Source organism: Paraburkholderia sp. UCT70, from assembly GCF_050434085.1.
In the GTDB taxonomy this organism is placed as follows: domain Bacteria; phylum Pseudomonadota; class Gammaproteobacteria; order Burkholderiales; family Burkholderiaceae; genus Paraburkholderia; species Paraburkholderia tuberum.
Window position 1 is genome coordinate 816,539 of the sequence record NZ_JBNPVZ010000004.1, and the last position, 20,174, is coordinate 836,712.

Here is a 20,174-nt window from a genome sequence, read left to right on the forward strand (position 1 = left end):
GCGGGCGCAACGCGCCGCCCGCACGTTCGGCTTACTTCATCATGCGACGCCGAAACAGGATCGCCGACACGATGAAGCCGCCGACTGCATAAGCGGCCAGCACGCTCACATGCAGCGCCGCGTGCTCCATCGGCCGACCGAGCATCGCCGGGCGCATCAGATCGACCGCATTGGCGAGCGGCAGCGCGGCAGTCACCGCTTGTGCGGCGCCGGGCAGTTGCGAGATCGGAAAGAACACGCCGGAGAGCAGCAGCATCGGCGTGAGCACGAGCGTCTGATAGAACATGAAAAAGTCGTATGACGGCGCGAGCGCCGTCACGATCATCGCGAGGCTCGCGAACGCGAGACCGGCCAGCACGATGACCGGCAGCGCGAGCAGCATAGACGGAAAACTCGCATAGCCGAGCGCGCCCGCCACCAGCATGATCGCCACACCCGACAACACCGATTTGCTGGCGGCCCACACCACCTCGCCGAGCACGATATCGCCGAGCGTGAGCGGCGTATGCATGATCGCTTCCCACGTGCGCTGCACGTGCATGCGCGAAAAGCCCGAATACATCGACTCGAAGCTCGCCGACATCATCACGCTCGACGCCACCGTGCCCGCCGCGAGGAACGAGATATACGACACGCCGTCGACGTGCCCGACCATCAGCCCGAGCCCGAGGCCGAGACCGAACAGATAGATCATCGGATCGGCGAGGTTGCCGAACATCGACGCGATCGCGAGCTTTTTCCACACCAGGTAGTTGCGGCGCCACACCGCGATCCAGTTCGTGGCGTTGGCGGGGAAGGCACCGAACGGCTCTTGCGCCGATGGCGTGCCGTCGTGGGTTTCGTAAGTACGTGCGTCCATCAAGTGTCTCGCTATCGGTTCAGTCCTGCATTTCGCGACCGGTGAGCCGCAGAAACACATCCTCGAGATTCGCCGGCCGATGCAGATAGCGCAAATCGGCGCGCTGCTTGAGGCGCATATGCACGGGCTGCGCGTCGTTCACATAACAGAACAGCGTCTCGCCGCTGATCTCGGTGCGCTCGGCGAGCGGCGCGAGTTCGTCGCGCAACGCAAACGGATCGGGGCCGTAGATCTCGATCACGTCGCAGCCGATCTCGGACTCGATCAACTCGCGCGGCGCGCCTTCGGCGATCTTGCGGCCTTCCTCGATCACGCACAGTCGATGACAGAGCCGTTCGGCTTCTTCCATGAAGTGCGTGGTCAGCAGGATGGTCTTGCCGCGCGCGAGCAGCGAGCGCAGCCGCTCCCAGATCAGATGGCGCGCTTGCGGATCGAGACCGGTGGTCGGCTCGTCCATGATCAGCACATCGGGATCGTTGATCAGCGCACGCGCGAGCGTGAGGCGCCGCTTCATGCCGCCCGACAGTTCGCTCACGCGCGCGTCCGCCTTGTTCTCGAGGCGAGCGAATTCGAGCAGACCCGGCACCACCGCGCGACACTGCGCGGCGCTCAGACCGAAGTAGCGACCGAACACGAGCAGATTTTCGCGCACCGTGAAATCGGGATCGAGGTTGTCGAACTGCGGCACCACGCCGACGCGCGAGCGTGCGAGGCGCGCGCGGCCCGGAATCGGCTCGTCGCACAGCCGGATCGCGCCGGCGTCGGGCGCCGCAATGCCGAGCAGCATGCGCAACGTCGTGGTCTTACCGGCGCCGTTGGGGCCGAGTAGCCCGAAGCATTCGCCGGTGTTCACATGAAACGACAATCCGTCGACGACCGTTTTTTCGCCGTAGCTTTTCCTGACCTGATGGAACTCGATGGGGGCGGTGGGCATGGCTCGAGCAAGGCTCCGGAAAAAGACACAACGTACGCGCAAGACACACAACATACCTGCGATGCACGCATTGCGCACGCGAAGCCGCTTACTCCAGGTATCGGATCGCTGATGCGAGGGGGTGTCCGGGAACGCGTCATGCGTGGGTGCGATGCGCTCGTCGGTGTCGCTTGGCGCCGCTGATTGGCGGTGGCACGACTGGCACGTCAACCGGCCCGCAGTGTGTCGACGCAGCGTTCGCAAACGAAGTTTTGCATTGCGGCATCCGTGTGCAAACGCTGCGTCGGATCGCCCAACGCTTGTGCAGACTGGATCGGCATGCACCGAGTATGCACTTAGCGTTTTCCATCCCTTGCAAGCCGAATTGCGGCGCACCATGATTGATTCAGACCGCGCTTTCCGCGCGAATGGAGAAAGCAGATGGCGAGCTACCAGAAAATCCTGTTGTGCTACGACGGCTCGCGCGAAGGCCGCAAAGCCCTGCGTTGCGGTGCCGATCTGGCGTTGGAACTGAAGGCGGAAACGCATCTGCTGTCGGTCGTCGACATGCGTTCGAGCATCGCGCAGAGCGCGGGCCTGTTGACGGACGTCGCCTGCGGCAGCTTCGAAAAAACGGCCCGCGAGATTCTGCAGGAGGGCGTGAACTGGCTGACCGAGCGAGGTGTGAGCGCGCAAGGGCATTTCGCATTCGGTCATCCGATCGACGAGATCGCCAATCTTGCCAACGAGTTGCAGGTCGACCTCGTGGTGGTGGGTCATCGCTGCCGGACTGGTTTGTCGCGGTGGTGGATGGGGGCGGGCAACACGCCGCTGCTCGACCGCGTGTCGTGCAGCATTCTGGTGGCGTGCTCGTCCGCGCAGGAGCAGCAGGCGGCTGCGGCGTAATGGGCTAGTGAGGGACGCGAAGCCGCGCGCCCCGTCATCTAGCCCAGATGTGTATAGACCCTGTCGCGTGGCCGGCCCCGATGGCCAGCCACGCATCCCATCCGGCCAGGCTTCGACCTCACTCGTTCAGATTGATCGCCGCGAGCTTCCACGTGACCAGACCTTCGCGACGAAAGATTGCCGAATAATTCGCGTTACCTTCGCCACGCCGGTACGTGATGACAAACTCGTTGAGACTGCGATAGCCCGCCGTGCTTTGACGCCCGGGCGGCGGTGCGCTTGCCTGCGTGGTGGTGTCGCCCGCGGCTGGCGCGGCCGGCGCTTCGCCGCCCGCGGCTGGCGGCGCGGACGGTTGCTCGCCCGGCGTGCCACGCGGCGGCATGCCGTTCAGCAGCGCCGCGACGCCGTCGGGTGTCGCATAGGCATCGACGAGCGGGCCGATCAGCGTCACGCCGATCACCGCGCCGATCGTGGCCATCTTGTTGCCGGCATCCGCCTCAAGCCGGCGTGTCAGCATGGCGCCCACCTGTTGCTTCAGGCTATCGCGTAGCGCAGGAAAGTCCACATACTGATTGACGGTTTGCGCGTCACGCGCATCGGCGGCGCGTTTGAGATTGTTCACCGCGAGATACGGTGACGCATAAATAAAGCCCAGCGCGGCAATCACGATCACCACGATCAGCGTGATCAGCAGCGGCCGGGTGGCGCTGCCCTGTGTGCGTTTCCGAATTGTCATCGAATGGGACTCCACGTCAGTGATGATCTAACGTCGACCACGGCGAGGTCGAAACGATCCCATCCCGCGCGAATCTCTGAACATCCGAAGTGCTTGTTGCATGCGTACTCAGGATTCGCTCACGCTTCGAACACCGCGCCGTGCACGTTGGCTTCGTCGGCTATGCAACGATCGATCATACGGCATACGGCGTCGACCGTGCCGACCATGATCAGTCGCGACGGTCCATGATAGACCCGCACCGGCGCGCGACGCGCGGGCTCGGCGATGTTCAGCGCCGAATTCAGCGACACGCGCGCGAACGCCGGCAACGACGACGGCAGACCGGAAGCTTCGGCAGTCGCGTCGAACAGCGACGGCGTGCGCGCAGCGGGCGCCTCGATTAGCGCGCAGGGCGTGAGCTTGCGCAGATGGCGCAGACGGCCGAACTGGCGAAAGGGCAACAGGAGGGCAAGGCGTTCCATGAATCTCTCCAGGCGGTGCGGCGTAGATGCGGGCGTAAATGCGGCTTGGGTTGGACAAACCGGCGCAAGCGTTCCGGCGACAGCGAAAGATCAGAACTCGCTGGGGCGGATCAGCCCGACCGCGATCCCTTCGAGCGCGAAATCGGCGCAGCCGGTTTCCACGAAGATGTTGTCGTAATCGGGGTTTTCGGCGATCAGTTCGATGCCGTTCGGCCGGCGCTTCAGACGCTTGACCGTCACGTCATCGCCGAGCCGCGCAATGATGATCTGGCCGTCCTTCGCTTCGGTGCGCTTTTGCACCGCGAGCAGGTCGCCGTCGAGAATGCCCGCGTCGCGCATCGACAGGCCGCGCACCTTCAGCAGGTAGTCGGGCTTGCTCGAGAACAGCGCCGGGTCACACGCGTAGTGCTGCGAGATATGTTCCTGCGCGAGGATCGGGCTACCCGCCGCGACCCGGCCAATCAGCGGCAACGACAACTGCATCAGGCCCGCATGCGGCAGGGTGAACTGATACGGCGCGTCCTCCTGCCCGGACAGCAGGCGGATGCCGCGCGACGCGCCGGCCGCGAGTTCGATCACGCCCTTGCGCGCCAGCGCGCGCAGATGTTCTTCCGCGGAATTGGCCGAGCTGAACCCGAGTTCGGCGGCAATTTCCGCGCGAGTGGGAGGAAAGCCGGTGCGTTCGATCGCGCGGCGGATCAGATCGAAAACCTGCTGCTGTCGTGCGGTGAGTTTTGTCATAGCCACTGTATGTATGAACAGGTGACTGTATTTTTATACAGTATTCGGCGCATTTCAAGCTTTACTTTAAGTTCGGCGCAAGGGTCGCGCTGGGACGTCGTTTATCGGCGACACGACGGCGTTTTCGGCGTTCCAACAGCCGGAGCATCTGTCGTTACCACTTTTGAGTATTAAAAAATGAAGAAACATTATTTTTAATGATGAAGGCGCTTCGATAGACTGGCCTCCGGTTGGCGCTCATGTGCACGTGACCGCGACGCAGAACAACACCAGACGCTCATCAGCGGACATCACGCGGAGAAAAATTGAAATGAACCATCGGCATACGGGGCTTGCGGCTCGAACCAGAAGACTGATCGCGGCGCTCGCCGTCGGCGCGGCGGGGGCGCTCGGCATGTTGGGCGCAAGCGGCGTCGCGCACGCCGACACCTCGCTGTTGAACGTGTCCTACGATCCGACGCGCGAACTGTATCAGGACGTCAATCAGGCATTCGGCAAGGAATGGAAGGCCAGGACCGGCGAAGCCGTCACCTTCAGGCAGTCGCACGGCGGCTCGGGCGCTCAGGCTCGCTCGGTGCTAGACGGACTGCAGGCCGACGTCGTGACGCTCGCGCTCGCCTATGACATCGACGCGATCGCGAACAAGGGGCTCGTCGACAAGAACTGGCAAAAGCGTCTGCCGGACAACGCATCGCCGTACACGTCGACGATCGTGTTTCTGGTGCGCAAGGGCAACCCGAAGCACATCAAGGATTGGGACGATCTGGTGAAACCGGGCGTGTCGATCGTGACGCCGAATCCGAAGACCTCGGGCGGCGCGCGCTGGAATTATCTGGCCGCGTGGGCGTACGCCGAGCATCAACCGGGCGGCAACGACCAGAAGGCCAGGGAGTTCGTCGGCAAGCTGTACAGGAACGCCGGCGTGCTCGATTCGGGCGCGCGCGGCGCGACCACGAGCTTCGTGCAGCGCGGTATCGGCGACGTGCTGATCGCGTGGGAAAACGAGGCGTTCCTGTCGCTGAAGGAGTTTGGTCCGGACAAGTTCGAGATCGTGGTGCCGTCGGTGAGCATTCTGGCCGAGCCGCCGGTCGCGCTGGTCGACAAGGTCGTCGACAAACACGGCACGCGCAAGCTGGCCGAGGCATATCTGAACTTCCTGTATAGCGAGCAAGGTCAGGAGATCGCCGCGCGCAATTTCTATCGTCCGCGTTCCAGCAAGGTGCCCGCCGATCTGACCGCGAAGTTTCCGAAGCTGAAGCTGTACACGATCGACGATTCGTTCGGCGGTTGGACCAACGCGCAGAAGACCCATTTCGCGGACGGCGGCGTGTTCGATTCGATTTATCAGCCGCAGTAAGAACCACCGCCTGAATCACAGCCAGGGGAAAGAGGGCGCGCCCAATGGGCGCGCTTTCGGCTAACCGGGGTCCGGTGGCCAGCAGTGCGGCAGTACCGCAGTACGGCAGCACGGCAAAACGAACAACCGCGCGAGCATCAACCATGAACGAGTATCCAGCATGACCACGTTGACCTTCCGCAAGCCGAGCGCATTGCCCGGTTTTGGCCTGACACTCGGCATCACGGTGGCTTATCTGAGCCTCGTGGTGCTGATTCCATTGGCGGCGACCTTTCTGAAAACCGCGACGCTCGACTGGGATCAGTTCGTACGCGCGGTCACGTCGCCGCGTGTGCTCGCGTCGTATCGGCTGACGTTTTTCTCGGCGCTAGGCGGCGCGCTGATCAACGCGGTGTTCGGCTTTCTCGTCGCGTGGGTGCTGGTGCGTTACACGTTTCCGTTCAAGCGTATCGTCGATGCGGTCGTCGATCTGCCATTCGCGTTGCCCACCTCGGTGGCGGGCATTTCGCTCGCGGCCGTGTATGCGGGCAACGGCTGGATCGGCCAGTTCCTCGCGCCGCTCGGCATCAAGATCGCGTTCACGCCGGCGGGCGTGCTGGTCGCGCTGACGTTCATCGGCCTGCCGTTCGTCGTGCGCACCGTGCAACCGGTGCTCGAGGAGTTCGAGCGCGAGCAGGAGGAGGCGGCCGCGTGTCTAGGCGCGTCGCGCTGGCTCACGTTTCGCCGCGTCGTGCTGCCGGCCGTGCTCCCGGCGCTGCTGACCGGCTTCGCGCTCGCCTTTGCGCGCGCGCTCGGCGAATACGGCTCGGTGATCTTCATCGCCGGCAATGTGCCGATGAAGTCCGAGATCACGTCGCTCCTGATCATCACGAAGCTCGAGCAATACGACTATGCGGGCGCGACGGCGCTCGCGGTCGTGATGCTGGTCGTGTCGTTCCTGATGCTGCTGTTGATCAACACGCTGCAGTGGTATCTGCAGCGGCGCACGAGCCGCGGCAATACGGGATCGGCGCCAGTGGCCACGAGCGTCGCCGCTATCGGTGGAGGTGTGCAATGAGCCGCGTTCCGACCAACCCGGCGAGCGTGGCGCGTCGCCCCGATCCGGTCAGCGAGCCGGCAGTCGTGCGCTGGCTGCTGATCGGCCTCGCACTGCTGTTTCTCGCGCTGTTTCTGGTCGTGCCGCTCGCCGCGGTGTTCTACCAGGCGCTGAACAAGGGGCTGCGTTTTTACTTCGAAGCGCTCGCCGATCCGGATGCGCTGTCGGCGATCAAACTGACGCTGCTCACCGCGGCGATCGCGGTGCCGCTGAACCTCGTGTTCGGCCTTGCGGCGTCGTGGTGTATCGCGAAGTTCGAATTCCGTGGCAAGGCGCTGCTGACCACGTTGATCGATCTGCCGTTTTCGGTGTCGCCGGTGATCTCCGGTCTGATCTACGTGCTGATGTTCGGCGCGCAGGGCTGGTTCGGCCCGTGGCTCGAAGATCACAACGTGCAGATCATCTTCGCGGTGCCGGGCATCGTGCTCGCGACGATCTTCGTCACGTTCCCGTTCGTCGCGCGCGAGCTGATTCCGCTGATGCAGGCGCAGGGCAACGACGAGGAAGAAGCCGCGCACGTGCTCGGCGCATCGGGCTGGCAGACGTTCCGTCGCGTCACGCTGCCGAACGTCAAGTGGGGTCTGCTGTACGGCGTGATTCTGTGCAATGCGCGCGCAATGGGCGAGTTCGGCGCGGTGTCGGTCGTATCGGGCCATATTCGCGGGCAGACCGACACGATGCCGCTGCACGTCGAAATCCTCTACAACGAGTACAACTTCTCGGCCGCGTTCGCCGTGGCCTCGATGCTCGCGCTGCTGGCGCTGGTTACGCTGGGGCTCAAGCTGCTGGCCGAGCGTCATATGTCGGCGGAACTGTCGGCGGCGCGCGAAGTGCCTGCGTATGCGGGGCCCGTGTCGCCGTCCGGCGCTTCGCAGGCCAATAGCGCGCAGTCCGCTTCTCATTCGTTTTTCGTCAACGCCACGCCTGCGTCGCAGCGACATCCGCTCAAGCAAGGAGAGCTGTAAATGGGTATCACCGTTCGTAACCTGCAAAAGCGCTTCGGCGATTTCGTCGCGCTCGACAACGTGTCGCTCGACTTTCCGCCGGGCGAACTCGTCGCGCTGCTCGGGCCGTCGGGTTGCGGCAAGACGACGTTGCTGCGTGTGATCGCCGGCCTCGAATACGCGGACGGCGGCCAGGTCGAGCTGCAAGGCCAGGATGTCGCGGCGGTCGGCGCGCGTGAGCGCGAGGTGGGTTTCGTGTTCCAGCACTACGCGCTGTTCCGTCATATGACGGTGTTCGAAAACGTCGCGTTCGGGCTGCGCGTGAAGCCGCGCAAGGAACGTCCGTCCGAGAAGGTGATTCGTGAGAAGGTGCATGAGTTGCTGAAGCTCGTGCAGCTCGACTGGCTCGCACAGCGCTATCCGTCGGAGCTGTCCGGCGGCCAGCGCCAGCGCATCGCGCTCGCACGTGCGTTGGCCGTGGAGCCAAAGGTGCTGTTGCTCGACGAGCCGTTCGGCGCGCTCGACGCGAAGGTGCGCAAGGAACTGCGCAGCTGGTTGCGTCGCCTGCACGACGATCTGCATATTTCGACGATCTTCGTCACGCACGATCAGGAAGAAGCGCTCGAAGTGGCGGACCGCATCGTCGTGCTCGATCGCGGGCATGTCGAGCAGGTCGGCAGCCCACAGGAGGTGTACGACCATCCGCAGACGCCGTTCGTCTACGAGTTTCTCGGCGCGGCGAACCGCCTGCACGGCAGCGTCGATGCGCAAGGCTTCGTCGTCGATGGCGCGGCGCTGCCGGTCGCGATCGCGGCGGGTTTTAGGGGCCCGGCGTTCGCCTATGTGCGGCCGCACGATCTGCAGTTGTATCCGCAGGCGGCGGGGCATCGCGAGGGCATTGTCGTCGACGTGCGGCGCGTGGTGACGCTCGGCGGTTCGGTGCGCGTCGAGCTCTCGGGTCGCGAGGGCAATCTGCTCGAAGCCGAACTCGATCGCGAAACGTGGCGTGATCTGCAACTCGCGGTCGGCGACGGCGTGACCGCGGTGCCGCGCGCGCTGCGGGTGTTTCCGGCGCAGTGAGGTGGCGGCGCCGCTGTGCGGCACTGAGGACAGGAGAGAACGTATCAGCCGTACCGCGTGGATCGCCTGACATTTGCGGCTCCAATAACTCAACTCTGGCAGAACCGGAGACACAACGATGAATTTCCAGCAATTGCGCTTCGTGCGCGAAGCCGTGCGGCAGAACATGAACCTGACCGAAGTGGCGAACGTGCTCTACACGTCGCAGTCGGGCGTATCGAAGCAGATCAAGGATCTCGAGGACGAACTCGGGGTCGACATCTTCATCCGCCGCGGCAAGCGTCTGACCGGGCTCACCGAACCAGGCAAGGCCGTGCATCAGTTGATCGAGCGGATGCTGCTCGATGCGGAGAATCTGCGCCGCGTTGCGCGTCAGTACGCGGATCAGGACAGCGGCCACCTCGTCGTCGCGACCACCCACACGCAGGCACGCTACGCATTGCCGAAGGTGGTTCGGCAGTTCACGTCGGTGTTCCCGAAAGTGCATCTGGCGCTGCGCCAGGGCAGCCCGCAGCAGATCGCGCAGATGATCATCAACGGCGAAGCGGATATCGGCATCTCGACCGAGGCGCTCGACCGTTTTCCCGACATCGTCACGTTCCCGTGCTATTCGTGGCATCACGTCGTAGTGGTGCCGAAGGATCATCCGCTCGTCGACCGAGCGAATCTGACGCTCGACGAGATCGCCGAATTTCCGATCGTCACCTACGACCAGGACTTCACCGGCCGCTCGCATATCGATCAGGCGTTCGCGAAAGCGGGTGCGTTGCCCGACGTCGTGCTGACCGCGATCGACGCCGACGTGATCAAGACCTACGTCGAACTCGGCATGGGCATCGGCGTGGTCGCGGCAATGGCCTACGACCCGAAGCGCGACAGCGAACTCGTCGCGCTCGACACGCAGCATCTGTTCGAGGCGAGCACGACGCGCGTTGGCTTGCGCAAGGGCGCGTTCCTGCGCGCGTACGCCTATCGGTTGATCGAGATGTTCGCGCCGCAGTTGAGCGAGGAAGACATCGCGGCGCAGTTGCGCGAGGCGGCTTAGAGCCGCGAGCAGCTTAGGGTGGGACTTGCACCCGTCGTCAATACTTGTGGTGATGAGTGCAATTGGGCACCGCATGAGATTTAAGCCCGCTCGCGCGTTGCGCACGCTCGCGCAAGCCGAACCCGCGTCCGGTCTTCCACGCATGGCGACGCGAAGCGCATCGCTTACAATCGCCGCCATGAATACCTCGACTTCTCCCTCTCTCCCGATTCCCCCCGGCCATAGCACCGCGTCGACGCTGCCGCGCATCGCAGTGCTCGCGACCGGCGGCACGATCGCCGGCGCGGCCCCGGATGCCGCCAATACGTCGGGCTATCAGGCGGGCGTCGTCGGCGTCGATCAGCTGCTCGCGGCGGTGCCGGCTTTGTCTACGGTCGCGCGGATCGCGCCCGAGCAGATCGCCAGCGTCGACAGCAAGGACATGTCGCTGCCGCTTTGGACCACACTCGCGCAACGCGTCAACGCGCTGCTCGCGACGGACGACGTCGACGGCCTGGTGGTCACGCACGGTACCGATACGCTCGAGGAAACCGCCTATCTGCTGCATCTGACCGTCAAGTCGGACAAGCCGGTCGTGTTGACCGCGGCGATGCGTCCAGCGTCGGCGCTGTCCGCCGACGGTCCGCTGAACCTGCTAAACGCGGTGACGGTCGCCGCGCACGCGGCGGCACGCGGGCAGGGCGTGCTGGTCGCGTTTAACAACCGGATTCATAGCGCGCGCGACGTTGTGAAAACGAGCACGTATGCGGTCGATGCGTTCCAGTCGCCCGAAATCGGCGCGCTCGGCTGGGTGCAGGATGGCCGCGTCGAATTCCAGCGCGGCGTGGTGCGCGCGCATACGGTCGCGAGCGAATTCGCAATCGATGCGGCGTGGCCGCAGGTGGAGATCGTCACGAGCTATGCGGGCGTGTCGCGGATCGCCATCGATGCGCTGGTCGCCGCGGATGTGCGCGGCATCGTCGTGGCGGGGACGGGCAATGGCTCGATCCACCAGTCGTTGCAGCAGGCACTGGCCGATGCCGCATTGCGCGGCGTGGCGGTGGTGCGCTCGTCGCGCGTGGGTTCGGGGCATGTGATGCGCAACGGCGCGGCGGCCGACGATGCGCTCGGTTTCGTCAGCGCGGGTTCGCTGAATCCGTACAAGGCGAGGGTGCTGCTGATGCTGGCGCTGGCCGCGGGCCACACTGCGCCGGCGGCGTTGCAGAAGGTGTTCGATACGTATTGATTGGCGAATCCGACAGCCGGACACCCGACGATGACGTCTGACCGACCAAGGCTTCCCCGTCACCGACGGGTGCCGCTGCGGACCCCACTTGCCGCTCTCAGCCCAGAGCGGCGCGATTTGCCCATTGCGCCGCGCCGGCAACCCAAGCTGCCGTGCAACGAACGGGCGCCCCACCTGTGTTCACCGTGACGTCGCCGATGCCGAAGCGGCAACCAGCGGAATCAACGGCGAGCTGAACTGAAGAGGAAACACGAAGACCTCAAGCCGCCTTCGCTTCCTCGCTATCCGGCGCCTGCGCGACTTCATGATTCGCCATGATTTCGAGCGCGCGCACCATCGCCGAGTGATCCCACGCCTTGCCGCCGTTCGCGGCGCAGACGCTGAACAGTTGCTGCGCGCTCGCGGTATGCGGCAGCGCGATGCCGAGCTTACGCGCGCCATCGAGCGCGAGATTCAGGTCCTTCTGATGCAACTCGATCCGGAAACCCGGATTGAACGAGCGCTTCGTCATGCGCTCGCCATGCACTTCGAGAATCCGCGACGACGCGAAGCCGCCCATCAGCGCGCGCCGCACCCGCTCTGGGTCGGCGCCCGAGCGCGACGCGAACAGCAGCGCTTCCGCGACCGCTTCGATGTTCAGCGCGACGATGATCTGGTTCGCGACCTTGCAGGTCTGACCCGCGCCGTTGTCGCCGATCAGCGAGATGTTCTTGCCCATCAGCTCGAACAACGGCTTGGCCAGCGCGAAGGCTTTCTCGGGACCGCCGACCATGATCGTCAGCGACGCATCCCGCGCGCCGATTTCGCCGCCGGACACCGGCGCATCGAGATAGTCGACGCCGAGCGCGTTGATCTTCTTCGCGAACGCCTGGGTGTCGAGCGGCGAGATCGAGCTCATGTCGATGACGAGCTTGCCTTTGGTGAGGCCGGCGGCGACGCCGTCGTCGGCGAACAGCACGTTGGCGACGTCCGGCGTGTCCGGCACCATGATCATGATGATGTCGGCGGCCTGCGCGACCGCGGTCGAACTGGCGACCACGCTCGTGCTCTTCGCGATGTCGTCTGGCACCGGATACGCGCCGTTCACGAACAGCGAGTGACCGCCCTTGATGAGGTTGCGCGCCATGTGCGCGCCCATGATGCCGAGTCCGATGAAGCCGATCTTTGCCATGTGTGTGAATCTCCAGGGTTATTAGGGGACGTGCGTTGAGGCTTCAGGGTTCCATCAGGAACCCCAAGGCGCCTCAAGCCGCCGCATGCGCCGCGCCACGCGCCTGACCTGCCACGCTTTGCACCCAGCCGAGGCCGGCATCGGTCGTCGTGCGCGGCTTGTATTCGCAACCGACGTAGCCGTCGTAGCCGAGCGAGTCGAGCAGCGCGAACAGATACGGATAGTTGATCTCGCCGGTGCCCGGTTCGTGCCGCCCGGGGTTGTCCGCGAGCTGGATATGCGCGATCTGCGCGAGGTTCTTTTCGATCGTCGCCGCGAGTTCGCCTTCCATCCGCTGCATGTGATAGATGTCGTATTGCAGGAACAGATTGTCCGAGCCGACCTCGCGAATCACGTCGAGTCCATCGCGCGAACGGTTCAGCGCGAAGCCCGGAATGTCGTACGAGTTGCATGGCTCGACGAGCAGCCGGATGCCGGTCTTCTTGAGTTCGCGCGCGGCAAAGCGCAGGTTGTCGACGATCGTTGCGCGGGCGGTATCGGCGTCGACGTTCGCGCCCGGAATGCCGACGAGGCAGTTCAGTTGCGGCACCTTCAACGCGCTTGCGTAGTCGATCGCGCGGCCCACGCCTTCCTGAAACTCGGCGACCCGATCGGGCAGGCACGCGATGCCGCGTTCGCCGGCTTCCCAGTTGCCGGCCGGCAGGTTGTGCAGCACCAGCTTGAGGCGGTTCTGTTGCAGACGTGCGCTCAATTCGGCGATCGAATACGGATAGGGAAACAGGAATTCGACGGCATGAAAGCCGGCGTTGGCCGCCGCCGCGAAACGGTCGAGGAACGGCACTTCGTTGAACAGCATCGTCAGGTTCGCTGCGAATTTCGGCATGGTGCTTTTGTCTCTCAGGTCGGTCAGGGAGTGGCACGCTGGTCGTGATGAGGCGAGGGCGCAGAGCATGAACTCGGCCCTCGCGCATCGAGCGCGCTGAATGCTGCGAATACCGTGAAGACGCAACGCTCAATCGAGCAGGCTGATTGCCGTCGGCGCGTCCTCGCGCTTTTCCGCGAGTTCCTCGAACTCGTTGATCGCATCGATCTCGGTGCCCATCGAGATGTTGGTCACGCGCTCGAGAATCACTTCGACGATCACCGGCACGTTGAACTCGGCGAGCATCGACTGCGCTTTTTGCAGCGCCGGCTTCAGCTCTTCCGGCTTGAACACGCGAATCGCCTTGCAGCCGAGACCTTCGGCGACCGCGACGTGATCGACGCCATAGCCGTTCGTCTCCGGCGAGTTGATGTTCTCGAAGCCGAGCTGCACGCAGTAGTCCATCTCGAACGCGCGCTGCGCCTGGCGGATCAGCCCGAGGTACGAGTTGTTCACGACGACATGCACGTACGGCAGCTTGAATTGCGCGCCGGCCGCGAGCTCCTCGATCATGAACTGGAAGTCGTAGTCGCCGGACAGCGCGACGATCGGCCGTTGCGGGTCGGCCGCGCGCACGCCGAGCGCCGCCGGAATCGTCCAGCCGAGCGGGCCGGCCTGACCGCAGTTGATCCAGTTGCGCGCCTTGTACACGTGCAGGAATTGCGCGGCGGCGATCTGCGACAGGCCGATCGTGCTCACGTAGCACGTGTCGCGGCCGAACACCTGGTTCATCTCTTCGTAGACGCGCTGCGGCTTCATCGGCACGTTGTCGAAGTGCGTCTTGCGCAGCATCGTGCGCTTGCGTTGCTGGCAATCGGCAACCCACGCGCCGCGATCCTTCAGCTTGCCCGCGGCCTTCCATTCGCTGGCGACTTCGACGAACAGTTCGAGCGCGGCCTTCGCGTCCGACACGATGCCGAGATCCGGGCCGAACACGCGGCCGATCTGCGTCGGTTCGATATCGACGTGCACGAACTTGCGGCCCTTCGTATAGACATCGACGCTGCCGGTGTGACGGTTGGCCCAGCGGTTGCCGATGCCGAGCACGAAGTCGGACGCGAGCATCGTCGCATTGCCGTAGCGATGCGAGGTCTGCAGACCGACCATGCCGGCCATCAGCGGATGGTCGTCGGCAATCGCGCCCCACGACATCAGCGTCGGGATCACCGGCACGCCGAGCGTTTCGGCGAACTTCACGAGCAGGTCTTCGGCCACGGCGTTCAGCACGCCGCCGCCCGACACGATCAGCGGCTTGTCGGCATCGTTGAGCAGCGTGAGCGCGGCTTCGATCTGCTTGCGGGTGGCCTTCGGCTTGTAGACCGGCAGCGGTTCGTAGGTGTCGATGTCGAATTCGATTTCGGCGAGCTGCACGTCGATCGGCAGATCGACCAGCACCGGACCCGGACGGCCCGAGCGCATCAGGTGGAACGCCTGCTGGAACACACGCGGCACGAGCGCCGGCTCGCGCACGGTCACCGCCCACTTGGTGACGGGCTTCGCGATCGATTCGATATCGACGGCCTGGAAGTCTTCCTTGTACAGACGCGCGCGCGGCGCCTGGCCTGTGATGGCCAGAATAGGAATCGAGTCGGCCTGCGCGGAGTACAAACCGGTGATCATGTCGGTGCCGGCGGGGCCCGACGTGCCGATGCACACGCCGATGTTGCCCGGCTGGGCGCGCGTATAGCCCTCGGCCATGTGCGACGCACCCTCCACATGGCGCGCGAGCACGTGACTGATGCCGCCGGCTTTGCGCATCGCCGAGTAGAACGGGTTGATCGCTGCGCCGGGCACGCCGAACGCGGTATCGATGCCTTCTTTTTCGAGCACCAGAACGGCGGCGTCGACGGCTCTCATTTTGGCCATGAATGTCTCCTCAAGGTCGGGAATTACGTCGGTTGAGGGACACTGTAGGCCTGCGCCGAAGGTTTGATAAGATCAGTCCGGGTCGCTTATTCCGAAACAAAAAGTATGGAATGACGTGAAGCCCGGCGCACGGCCGGCATCAGCCCCGGCAAGAGACAGGTGGGAGACGAACATGGACCGCTTCAAACAGATCGAAACCTTCGTGCGGGTCGCCGATGCGGGCAGTCTCGCGGCGGCGGCGCTGGAGGAAGGGGTGTCGCCGGTGATTCTCGGGCGGCGCATCGATGCGCTCGAGAAGCGCCTCGGCGTGAAGCTGATGTATCGCACGACACGACGGCTCGTCGTCAGCGAGGACGGCGCCGCGTTTCTCGAACGCTGCCGCGGGCTTCTCAGCGAATGGGATCAGGCGGAAAACGAACTGAGCGCGGGGCGCCGCGCGGTGAACGGCCATCTGATCGTGTCGGCGCCCGCGGCGTTCGGGCGTAAGCACGTCGCGCCGCTCGCGCCTGCATTTCTGCGCGACAAACCCGAGTTGCAGATGTCGTTCAATCTGACCGACCGGGTCGTCGATCTGGTGCGCGAGGGCTACGATCTGTCGATCCGCATCGGCGGCGCGGTCGATCCGAACTTCGTCGCGGTGAAGCTCGCGTCGAACCGGCGCGTGGTGTGCGGTACGCCCGACTATTTTCGCCGTCACGGCAAGCCGAAGTCGCTCGAGGATCTGCCGGCCCACAACTGTCTCGCGTTCAATCTGCAAGGCGGGCAGAACCGCGGCTGGTATTTCCGCCGCAACGGCAAGCTCGCGACGGTGAGGGTGGGCGGCTCGCTCGACTGCAACGATGGCGAACTGCTGCATCGCTGGGTTTCGGAGGGGCTCGGACTCGGCTGGCGTTCGACGTGGGAAATCCAGCGGCAGCTCGCGCGCGGCGAGCTCGAAACCGTGCTCGACGAATATGCGCTGCCCGATTACGACATTCTTGCGGTCTATCCGCAGCAGCGCTTCGTGCCGGCGCGCGTGCGCTATTTCATCGACTATCTGAAAGACGTGTACGCGAGCGACGACTACTGGAACCGGCCATCGTACTAGCTGGCGAGCGGGGCGCGCAGGCGATCGCGATCTTTCTTGCGAATGCTCGCCTGAGTCGGGAATAAACTTGGTCTATGGCCAGTTCTGCTGTGAAAGACACGTCAGGAACGACACCACGCGGGACGCGCGACAGCGACCCGCACGACGCAGCCGCCATGCCCTTGGAGGGGCCCACGTGGTCCAGACCGATTCAGACGCCGATGCCGATGCAGCGAAAAGCCGCCGCTTCCAGCAGCTGGCGTTGCCGCATCTCGACGCCGCGTACAACCTCGCGCGCTGGCTGTGCGGCAATCCGAACGATGCCGAGGACGTCGTGCAGGAAGCATTCATGCGCGCGTTCCGCTTCTTCGATACGTTTCGCGGCGACTCCGCGCGGCCGTGGCTGCTCGCGATCGTGCGCCGCACCTGGTACACGGAATGGCGCCGGCGCGCGCCGTCGCACGACATGCTCGAGTTCGACGAAACGATGGACGACGCGACCCTCGACGGCTGGAGCGCGGGCGGCGACGATCCGCAGACGCTGCTGATCCGCGACGAGGATGCACGCCAGGTACACGACGCGTTGGCGCGTTTGCCGGTCGAGTATCGCGAGGTGCTGATCTTGCGCGAGTTCGAGGAGATGGGATATCGGGAGATCGCGGTGGTGGCCGATGTGCCGATCGGTACGGTGATGTCGCGGCTCGCGCGTGGGCGGCGCAAGCTGGCGGAGGTGTTGATGGCGCAGCAGCGAGGCGGGGGGGAGTCGGTTGGCGGGGGGCGCAAAGGCGGGCAGGGTGACCGGCGCGGGTCGACGGAAGCGCCGCTGGAGCAGCGGGCGCAGTCCGGGCGAGTCGTGCAGTCGGCGGCAGTCGCGCCCTCGGGGTCGTCCACGCCCTGCGCGCCGTCCGACCGGCCACCGCGAAGTTCCGGCGACGGCCGCGCGGCATCATCGGCGGTCGTGCCCGCCACCGCAACAGTGACGCAACTCCGGGCGTTTGCGGACGGCCGGCCCCTCAACATTCCCGGCGCTGTCGCCGACCCCGCTCAGGAGACGCCGGATGGACTGTAACGAAGCTCGGCCGCTCCTCGATGCGAATGCCGATCATGAACTGCCGGCGCCCGATGCGCGCCGGGTCCAGCAGCATATCGAGAGCTGCGACGACTGCCGGCGCGCGAGCGACAACCTGCGCGCGCTGAGCAGCGCGCTGCGCGCGGCGCCGTATCATCGGGCGCCGCAGTCGTTGCGGGCGCGGATCGTGGCGGGCTTGCCCGGCGCGGTCGAGGGAGGAACTGCGGTGTTGGCCACGACGGCGGCGCCTGAAGATGCGGAGGAGGAGTCTACCGGCAGCGCTAGCGCCGGGATGACCGACATGGCGACGTACGAACCTCAGCGTCAGCGGCGTTGGGCGCGGCGGCCCGCGTGGCTCGACCGGTGGCTCAGCGGCTTCAGCGGTCCGGGTCGCTCGGGCGATTCACGCGGCCGGCTAATCGGCTTCAACGGACCGCATGCCGCCCGCGGCGCCAACCGCGTGGTCGCGCGCGGCGGTCTCGCGGTGCTCGTGATCGCGCTGTGTGTGGCCACCGCTGTCCTGACGCTGACGCTGCGCCGTCCCGCCGAATTCACGCCATTCACCGACGAACTCATCGAAAGCCATGTGCGCGCGCAGGTTTCCGGCCGCGACATCGACGTAATTTCGACCGACCGTCACACGGTCAAGCCATGGTTCAACGGTCGGCTCGACTATTCGCCGCCGGTCGAGGACCTCGCGGCGGCCGGCTTCGCGCTGGAGGGGGGCCGGCTCGACTACGTCGCGCACCAGCGGGTCGCGGTGCTCGTGTACCGCTACGGCAAGCACGTGATCGACGTGTATGTGTTTCCGCAGTCCACAACGCGTGGCACCGACGGCGCGACGCCGGCATCGCTCGCCCACGACGGCTATTCGATCGCGCACTGGGACGCGGCGGGCATGACCTGGTGGGCGATCTCGGACGCCGCACCCGATGCGCTCAAGGGACTCGAAGCGGCGCTCAGAGCGCGTTTGCAGAGCGGCAGCCAGCGCACGGAAGCGGGTTGAGGGCAAGAACGGCCCGACTTCCGCGACCCCCACCCTAAGCTCTTGAAAATACATCCGATTCCGCCGCCGAATCGGCGGAATTCCTTGCAACCCGTCCCCATTCGGGTTACACTCTTTGGCTTCTCACTTGCCGCACCGGTTCCGACGCCCGGGCGGCTTCTATCCAAAAGTCAGCACAAGGAGTGTGTAATGCGTCATTACGAAATCGTCTTTATCGTGCATCCCGATCAAAGCGAGCAGGTGCCCGCCATGATCGAGCGTTACAAGGGCACGATCACGTCGCACGGTGGTCAGATCCACCGCGTCGAAGACTGGGGCCGTCGCCAACTGGCCTACATGATCGAGAAACTCGCGAAGGCTCACTACGTCTGCATGAACATCGAGTGCGACCAGACCACGCTCGACGAGCTGGAACACGCGTTCAAGTTCAACGACGCCGTTCTGCGTCACCTCATCGTCAAGATGAAGAAGGCCGAAACCGGCCCGTCGCCGATGATGAAGGAAGTGCAGCGCGAAGAAGCCAAGAAGTCGGCAGCAGCTCAGCCGACCGAAGCGCAGGCTTAAGACTCATTATTTAAGCTGCCAGACACGCAGCGTCGCTCCGCTCACGTACACGAAGACATAAACAGGTACATGAACCGGCTGCAACTTACGGCGAGCGTCGTCGAACGCGAACCGGTGCGGTACACCCCCGCCGGCGTTCCGATTGCAAGCTGCACGTTGCACCACCGCACGGAAGTCGTCGAGGCGGGCATTGCCCGTCAGGTCGAATTGACCATGCAGGCGGTCGCCGCGGGCGAAGCGAGCGGTAAGCTCGAAAACTGTCAGATGGGCGTCGAAACGCTCTTCACAGGTTTTCTGGCTAAAAAGCACCGTAACGCGCGAACTCTGGTATTTCACATCACAGCATTGCAGGACATTGGAAAGGACTAATCATGCCCCGCCCGACTGGTAAGAAATTCGACAAGCGTCGTCAGCAACAGAACCCGCTCTTCAAGCGCAAGAAGTTCTGCCGTTTCACGGCAGCTGGCGTCGAGTACATCGACTACAAAGACATCGAAACGCTGAAGGACTTCATCGGCGAGAACGGCAAGATCACGCCGGCACGTCTCACGGGTACCAAGTCGCATTATCAACGCCAGCTGGACACGGCTATCAAGCGCGCACGTTTCCTCGCGCTGGTGCCGTACACCGACCAGCACAAGGCCTAACCCGACGACGCGATAAGGAGCATCCGAATGCAAATCATTCTTCTGGAAAAAGTCGTCAATCTGGGTAACCTCGGCGACATCGTGAAGGTCAAGGACGGTTACGCACGTAACTTCCTGATCCCGAACAAGAAAGCTCGCCGTGCAACGAAGGAAGCCCTCGCTGAATTCGAAGTGCGCCGCGCAGAACTCGAAAAGCACGCCGCTGAAAAGCTGGCAGCCGCTCAGGCTCAAGGCGAAAAGCTGGCAGGTCAGACCGTTCAGGTCAATCAGAAGGCTGGCGTCGACGGCCGTCTGTTCGGCTCGGTGACCAACGCTGACATCGCCGAAGCGCTCGGCAAGCAAGGCTTCGCAGTGGAAAAGGCGCAAGTGCGCCTGCCGGAAGGCCCGCTGAAGATGGTTGGCGAGCACCCGGTTCAGGTTTCGCTGCACACCGACGTTCTCGTCGATGTGACGGTCGCCGTGATCGGCGAGCACGTCTAAGCCGACCGCATCTAAGC

Annotated in this window: 22 protein-coding genes; 14 read left to right on the forward strand and 8 right to left on the reverse strand. The window is 64.3% G+C overall.

The window, feature by feature from the left end:
- Nucleotides 1-31 precede the first annotated feature (31 nt).
- Together OKW41_RS29365 and nodI are read right to left on the reverse strand one after the other, a co-directional pair.
- Entirely contained in the window at nucleotides 32-859 is an 828-nt protein-coding gene (locus tag OKW41_RS29365) for an ABC transporter permease (protein ID WP_184043958.1), read from the reverse strand.
- A gap of 19 nt (nucleotides 860-878) precedes the next feature.
- Nucleotides 879-1,793 carry a nodulation factor ABC transporter ATP-binding protein NodI gene (gene nodI, locus OKW41_RS29370; RefSeq protein WP_429574805.1) on the reverse strand — a complete coding sequence of 305 codons (915 nt, stop codon included), beginning with the start codon at nucleotides 1,791-1,793 and terminating at the stop codon, nucleotides 879-881.
- A 420-nt stretch (nucleotides 1,794-2,213) separates the two neighbouring features.
- Here nodI and OKW41_RS29375 point away from each other — a divergent pair, with 420 nt between their 5' ends.
- Complete coding sequence (locus OKW41_RS29375; protein ID WP_429574806.1) at nucleotides 2,214-2,678, forward strand: universal stress protein; 465 nt, start codon at nucleotides 2,214-2,216, stop codon at nucleotides 2,676-2,678.
- A 118-nt stretch (nucleotides 2,679-2,796) separates the two neighbouring features.
- On the opposite strand, the gene OKW41_RS29380 is transcribed toward OKW41_RS29375, so the two are convergent.
- From OKW41_RS29380 to lexA, 3 genes are all read right to left on the reverse strand, one after another.
- Nucleotides 2,797-3,414: a DUF2939 domain-containing protein gene (locus tag OKW41_RS29380; protein ID WP_429574807.1), complete on the reverse strand. Its 618-nt coding sequence runs from the start codon at nucleotides 3,412-3,414 to the stop codon at nucleotides 2,797-2,799.
- 119 nt (nucleotides 3,415-3,533) lie between these two features.
- Nucleotides 3,534-3,878: a hypothetical protein gene (locus tag OKW41_RS29385; protein ID WP_429574808.1), complete on the reverse strand. Its 345-nt coding sequence runs from the start codon at nucleotides 3,876-3,878 to the stop codon at nucleotides 3,534-3,536.
- Between the two features lie 90 nt (nucleotides 3,879-3,968).
- On the reverse strand, nucleotides 3,969-4,619 hold the full coding sequence (gene lexA, locus OKW41_RS29390; protein ID WP_429574809.1) for a transcriptional repressor LexA: 651 nt from the start codon (nucleotides 4,617-4,619) through the stop codon (nucleotides 3,969-3,971).
- 310 nt (nucleotides 4,620-4,929) lie between these two features.
- On the opposite strand from lexA, the gene OKW41_RS29395 reads away from it, so the two are divergent.
- From OKW41_RS29395 to OKW41_RS29420, 6 genes are all read left to right on the forward strand, one after another.
- Nucleotides 4,930-5,976 (forward strand): sulfate ABC transporter substrate-binding protein, encoded by a 1,047-nt coding sequence (locus OKW41_RS29395; RefSeq protein WP_429574810.1) that lies wholly within the window; start codon nucleotides 4,930-4,932, stop codon nucleotides 5,974-5,976.
- A gap of 160 nt (nucleotides 5,977-6,136) precedes the next feature.
- Nucleotides 6,137-7,033: a sulfate ABC transporter permease subunit CysT gene (cysT, locus tag OKW41_RS29400; protein WP_429449557.1), complete on the forward strand. Its 897-nt coding sequence runs from the start codon at nucleotides 6,137-6,139 to the stop codon at nucleotides 7,031-7,033.
- Entirely contained in the window at nucleotides 7,030-8,037 is a 1,008-nt protein-coding gene (gene cysW / locus OKW41_RS29405) for a sulfate ABC transporter permease subunit CysW (protein WP_429574811.1), read from the forward strand. Before cysT ends, cysW begins: the two co-directional genes overlap by 4 nt.
- Nucleotides 8,038-9,096: a sulfate/molybdate ABC transporter ATP-binding protein gene (locus tag OKW41_RS29410; protein ID WP_429449561.1), complete on the forward strand. Its 1,059-nt coding sequence runs from the start codon at nucleotides 8,038-8,040 to the stop codon at nucleotides 9,094-9,096. It abuts the gene before it with no gap.
- 118 nt (nucleotides 9,097-9,214) lie between these two features.
- Entirely contained in the window at nucleotides 9,215-10,141 is a 927-nt protein-coding gene (locus tag OKW41_RS29415; RefSeq protein WP_429574812.1) for a CysB family HTH-type transcriptional regulator, read from the forward strand.
- Between the two features lie 178 nt (nucleotides 10,142-10,319).
- Nucleotides 10,320-11,366, forward strand: a complete 1,047-nt coding sequence (locus OKW41_RS29420; RefSeq protein ID WP_429449566.1) for an asparaginase — start codon at nucleotides 10,320-10,322, stop codon at nucleotides 11,364-11,366.
- Between the two features lie 259 nt (nucleotides 11,367-11,625).
- On the opposite strand, the gene OKW41_RS29425 is transcribed toward OKW41_RS29420, so the two are convergent.
- From OKW41_RS29425 to gcl, 3 genes are all read right to left on the reverse strand, one after another.
- The gene (locus tag OKW41_RS29425; RefSeq protein WP_429574813.1) at nucleotides 11,626-12,537 is read right to left on the reverse strand and encodes a 2-hydroxy-3-oxopropionate reductase; all 912 of its coding nucleotides are present in this window, start codon (nucleotides 12,535-12,537) and stop codon (nucleotides 11,626-11,628) included.
- Between the two features lie 73 nt (nucleotides 12,538-12,610).
- Nucleotides 12,611-13,420, reverse strand: coding sequence for a hydroxypyruvate isomerase (hyi, locus tag OKW41_RS29430; protein ID WP_429574814.1), 810 nt, complete (start codon nucleotides 13,418-13,420; stop codon nucleotides 12,611-12,613).
- A gap of 129 nt (nucleotides 13,421-13,549) precedes the next feature.
- Nucleotides 13,550-15,325 (reverse strand): glyoxylate carboligase, encoded by a 1,776-nt coding sequence (gcl, locus tag OKW41_RS29435; RefSeq protein WP_429574815.1) that lies wholly within the window; start codon nucleotides 15,323-15,325, stop codon nucleotides 13,550-13,552.
- A gap of 172 nt (nucleotides 15,326-15,497) precedes the next feature.
- On the opposite strand from gcl, the gene OKW41_RS29440 reads away from it, so the two are divergent.
- From OKW41_RS29440 to rplI, 7 genes are all read left to right on the forward strand, one after another.
- On the forward strand, nucleotides 15,498-16,412 hold the full coding sequence (locus OKW41_RS29440; protein WP_429574816.1) for a LysR substrate-binding domain-containing protein: 915 nt from the start codon (nucleotides 15,498-15,500) through the stop codon (nucleotides 16,410-16,412).
- Between the two features lie 175 nt (nucleotides 16,413-16,587).
- Complete coding sequence (locus tag OKW41_RS29445) at nucleotides 16,588-17,460, forward strand: RNA polymerase sigma factor (protein ID WP_429574817.1); 873 nt, start codon at nucleotides 16,588-16,590, stop codon at nucleotides 17,458-17,460.
- On the forward strand, nucleotides 17,450-18,466 hold the full coding sequence (locus OKW41_RS29450; RefSeq protein WP_429574818.1) for an anti-sigma factor family protein: 1,017 nt from the start codon (nucleotides 17,450-17,452) through the stop codon (nucleotides 18,464-18,466). The genes OKW41_RS29445 and OKW41_RS29450 overlap by 11 nt, the downstream gene beginning before the upstream one ends.
- Before the next feature lie 189 nt (nucleotides 18,467-18,655).
- Nucleotides 18,656-19,030 carry a 30S ribosomal protein S6 gene (gene rpsF, locus OKW41_RS29455; protein WP_090804556.1) on the forward strand — a complete coding sequence of 125 codons (375 nt, stop codon included), beginning with the start codon at nucleotides 18,656-18,658 and terminating at the stop codon, nucleotides 19,028-19,030.
- A 69-nt stretch (nucleotides 19,031-19,099) separates the two neighbouring features.
- Nucleotides 19,100-19,399 carry a primosomal replication protein N gene (priB, locus tag OKW41_RS29460; protein ID WP_008922420.1) on the forward strand — a complete coding sequence of 100 codons (300 nt, stop codon included), beginning with the start codon at nucleotides 19,100-19,102 and terminating at the stop codon, nucleotides 19,397-19,399.
- A gap of 2 nt (nucleotides 19,400-19,401) precedes the next feature.
- Nucleotides 19,402-19,677, forward strand: a complete 276-nt coding sequence (gene rpsR / locus OKW41_RS29465; protein WP_006048825.1) for a 30S ribosomal protein S18 — start codon at nucleotides 19,402-19,404, stop codon at nucleotides 19,675-19,677.
- Between the two features lie 27 nt (nucleotides 19,678-19,704).
- On the forward strand, nucleotides 19,705-20,157 hold the full coding sequence (rplI, locus tag OKW41_RS29470) for a 50S ribosomal protein L9 (protein ID WP_187618805.1): 453 nt from the start codon (nucleotides 19,705-19,707) through the stop codon (nucleotides 20,155-20,157).
- The last annotated feature ends 17 nt before the right edge of the window (nucleotides 20,158-20,174 follow it).

Coding starts and splice junctions, on each gene's coding strand:
- OKW41_RS29415 (WP_429574812.1), top strand. CDS start 9,215: ATGAATTTCCAGCAATTGCGCTTCGTGCGCGAAGCCGTGCGGCAGAAC.
- OKW41_RS29410 (WP_429449561.1), top strand. CDS start 8,038: ATGGGTATCACCGTTCGTAACCTGCAAAAGCGCTTCGGCGATTTCGTC.
- OKW41_RS29450 (WP_429574818.1), top strand. CDS start 17,450: ATGGACTGTAACGAAGCTCGGCCGCTCCTCGATGCGAATGCCGATCAT.
- rplI (WP_187618805.1), top strand. CDS start 19,705: ATGCAAATCATTCTTCTGGAAAAAGTCGTCAATCTGGGTAACCTCGGC.
- cysW (WP_429574811.1), top strand. CDS start 7,030: ATGAGCCGCGTTCCGACCAACCCGGCGAGCGTGGCGCGTCGCCCCGAT.
- hyi (WP_429574814.1), bottom strand. CDS start 13,420: ATGCCGAAATTCGCAGCGAACCTGACGATGCTGTTCAACGAAGTGCCG.
- rpsR (WP_006048825.1), top strand. CDS start 19,402: ATGCCCCGCCCGACTGGTAAGAAATTCGACAAGCGTCGTCAGCAACAG.
- OKW41_RS29375 (WP_429574806.1), top strand. CDS start 2,214: ATGGCGAGCTACCAGAAAATCCTGTTGTGCTACGACGGCTCGCGCGAA.
- OKW41_RS29380 (WP_429574807.1), bottom strand. CDS start 3,414: ATGACAATTCGGAAACGCACACAGGGCAGCGCCACCCGGCCGCTGCTG.
- nodI (WP_429574805.1), bottom strand. CDS start 1,793: ATGCCCACCGCCCCCATCGAGTTCCATCAGGTCAGGAAAAGCTACGGC.
- OKW41_RS29420 (WP_429449566.1), top strand. CDS start 10,320: ATGAATACCTCGACTTCTCCCTCTCTCCCGATTCCCCCCGGCCATAGC.
- cysT (WP_429449557.1), top strand. CDS start 6,137: ATGACCACGTTGACCTTCCGCAAGCCGAGCGCATTGCCCGGTTTTGGC.
- OKW41_RS29365 (WP_184043958.1), bottom strand. CDS start 859: ATGGACGCACGTACTTACGAAACCCACGACGGCACGCCATCGGCGCAA.
- OKW41_RS29440 (WP_429574816.1), top strand. CDS start 15,498: ATGGACCGCTTCAAACAGATCGAAACCTTCGTGCGGGTCGCCGATGCG.
- OKW41_RS29385 (WP_429574808.1), bottom strand. CDS start 3,878: ATGGAACGCCTTGCCCTCCTGTTGCCCTTTCGCCAGTTCGGCCGTCTG.
- OKW41_RS29395 (WP_429574810.1), top strand. CDS start 4,930: ATGAACCATCGGCATACGGGGCTTGCGGCTCGAACCAGAAGACTGATC.
- gcl (WP_429574815.1), bottom strand. CDS start 15,325: ATGGCCAAAATGAGAGCCGTCGACGCCGCCGTTCTGGTGCTCGAAAAA.
- lexA (WP_429574809.1), bottom strand. CDS start 4,619: ATGACAAAACTCACCGCACGACAGCAGCAGGTTTTCGATCTGATCCGC.
- priB (WP_008922420.1), top strand. CDS start 19,100: ATGAACCGGCTGCAACTTACGGCGAGCGTCGTCGAACGCGAACCGGTG.
- OKW41_RS29425 (WP_429574813.1), bottom strand. CDS start 12,537: ATGGCAAAGATCGGCTTCATCGGACTCGGCATCATGGGCGCGCACATG.
- rpsF (WP_090804556.1), top strand. CDS start 18,656: ATGCGTCATTACGAAATCGTCTTTATCGTGCATCCCGATCAAAGCGAG.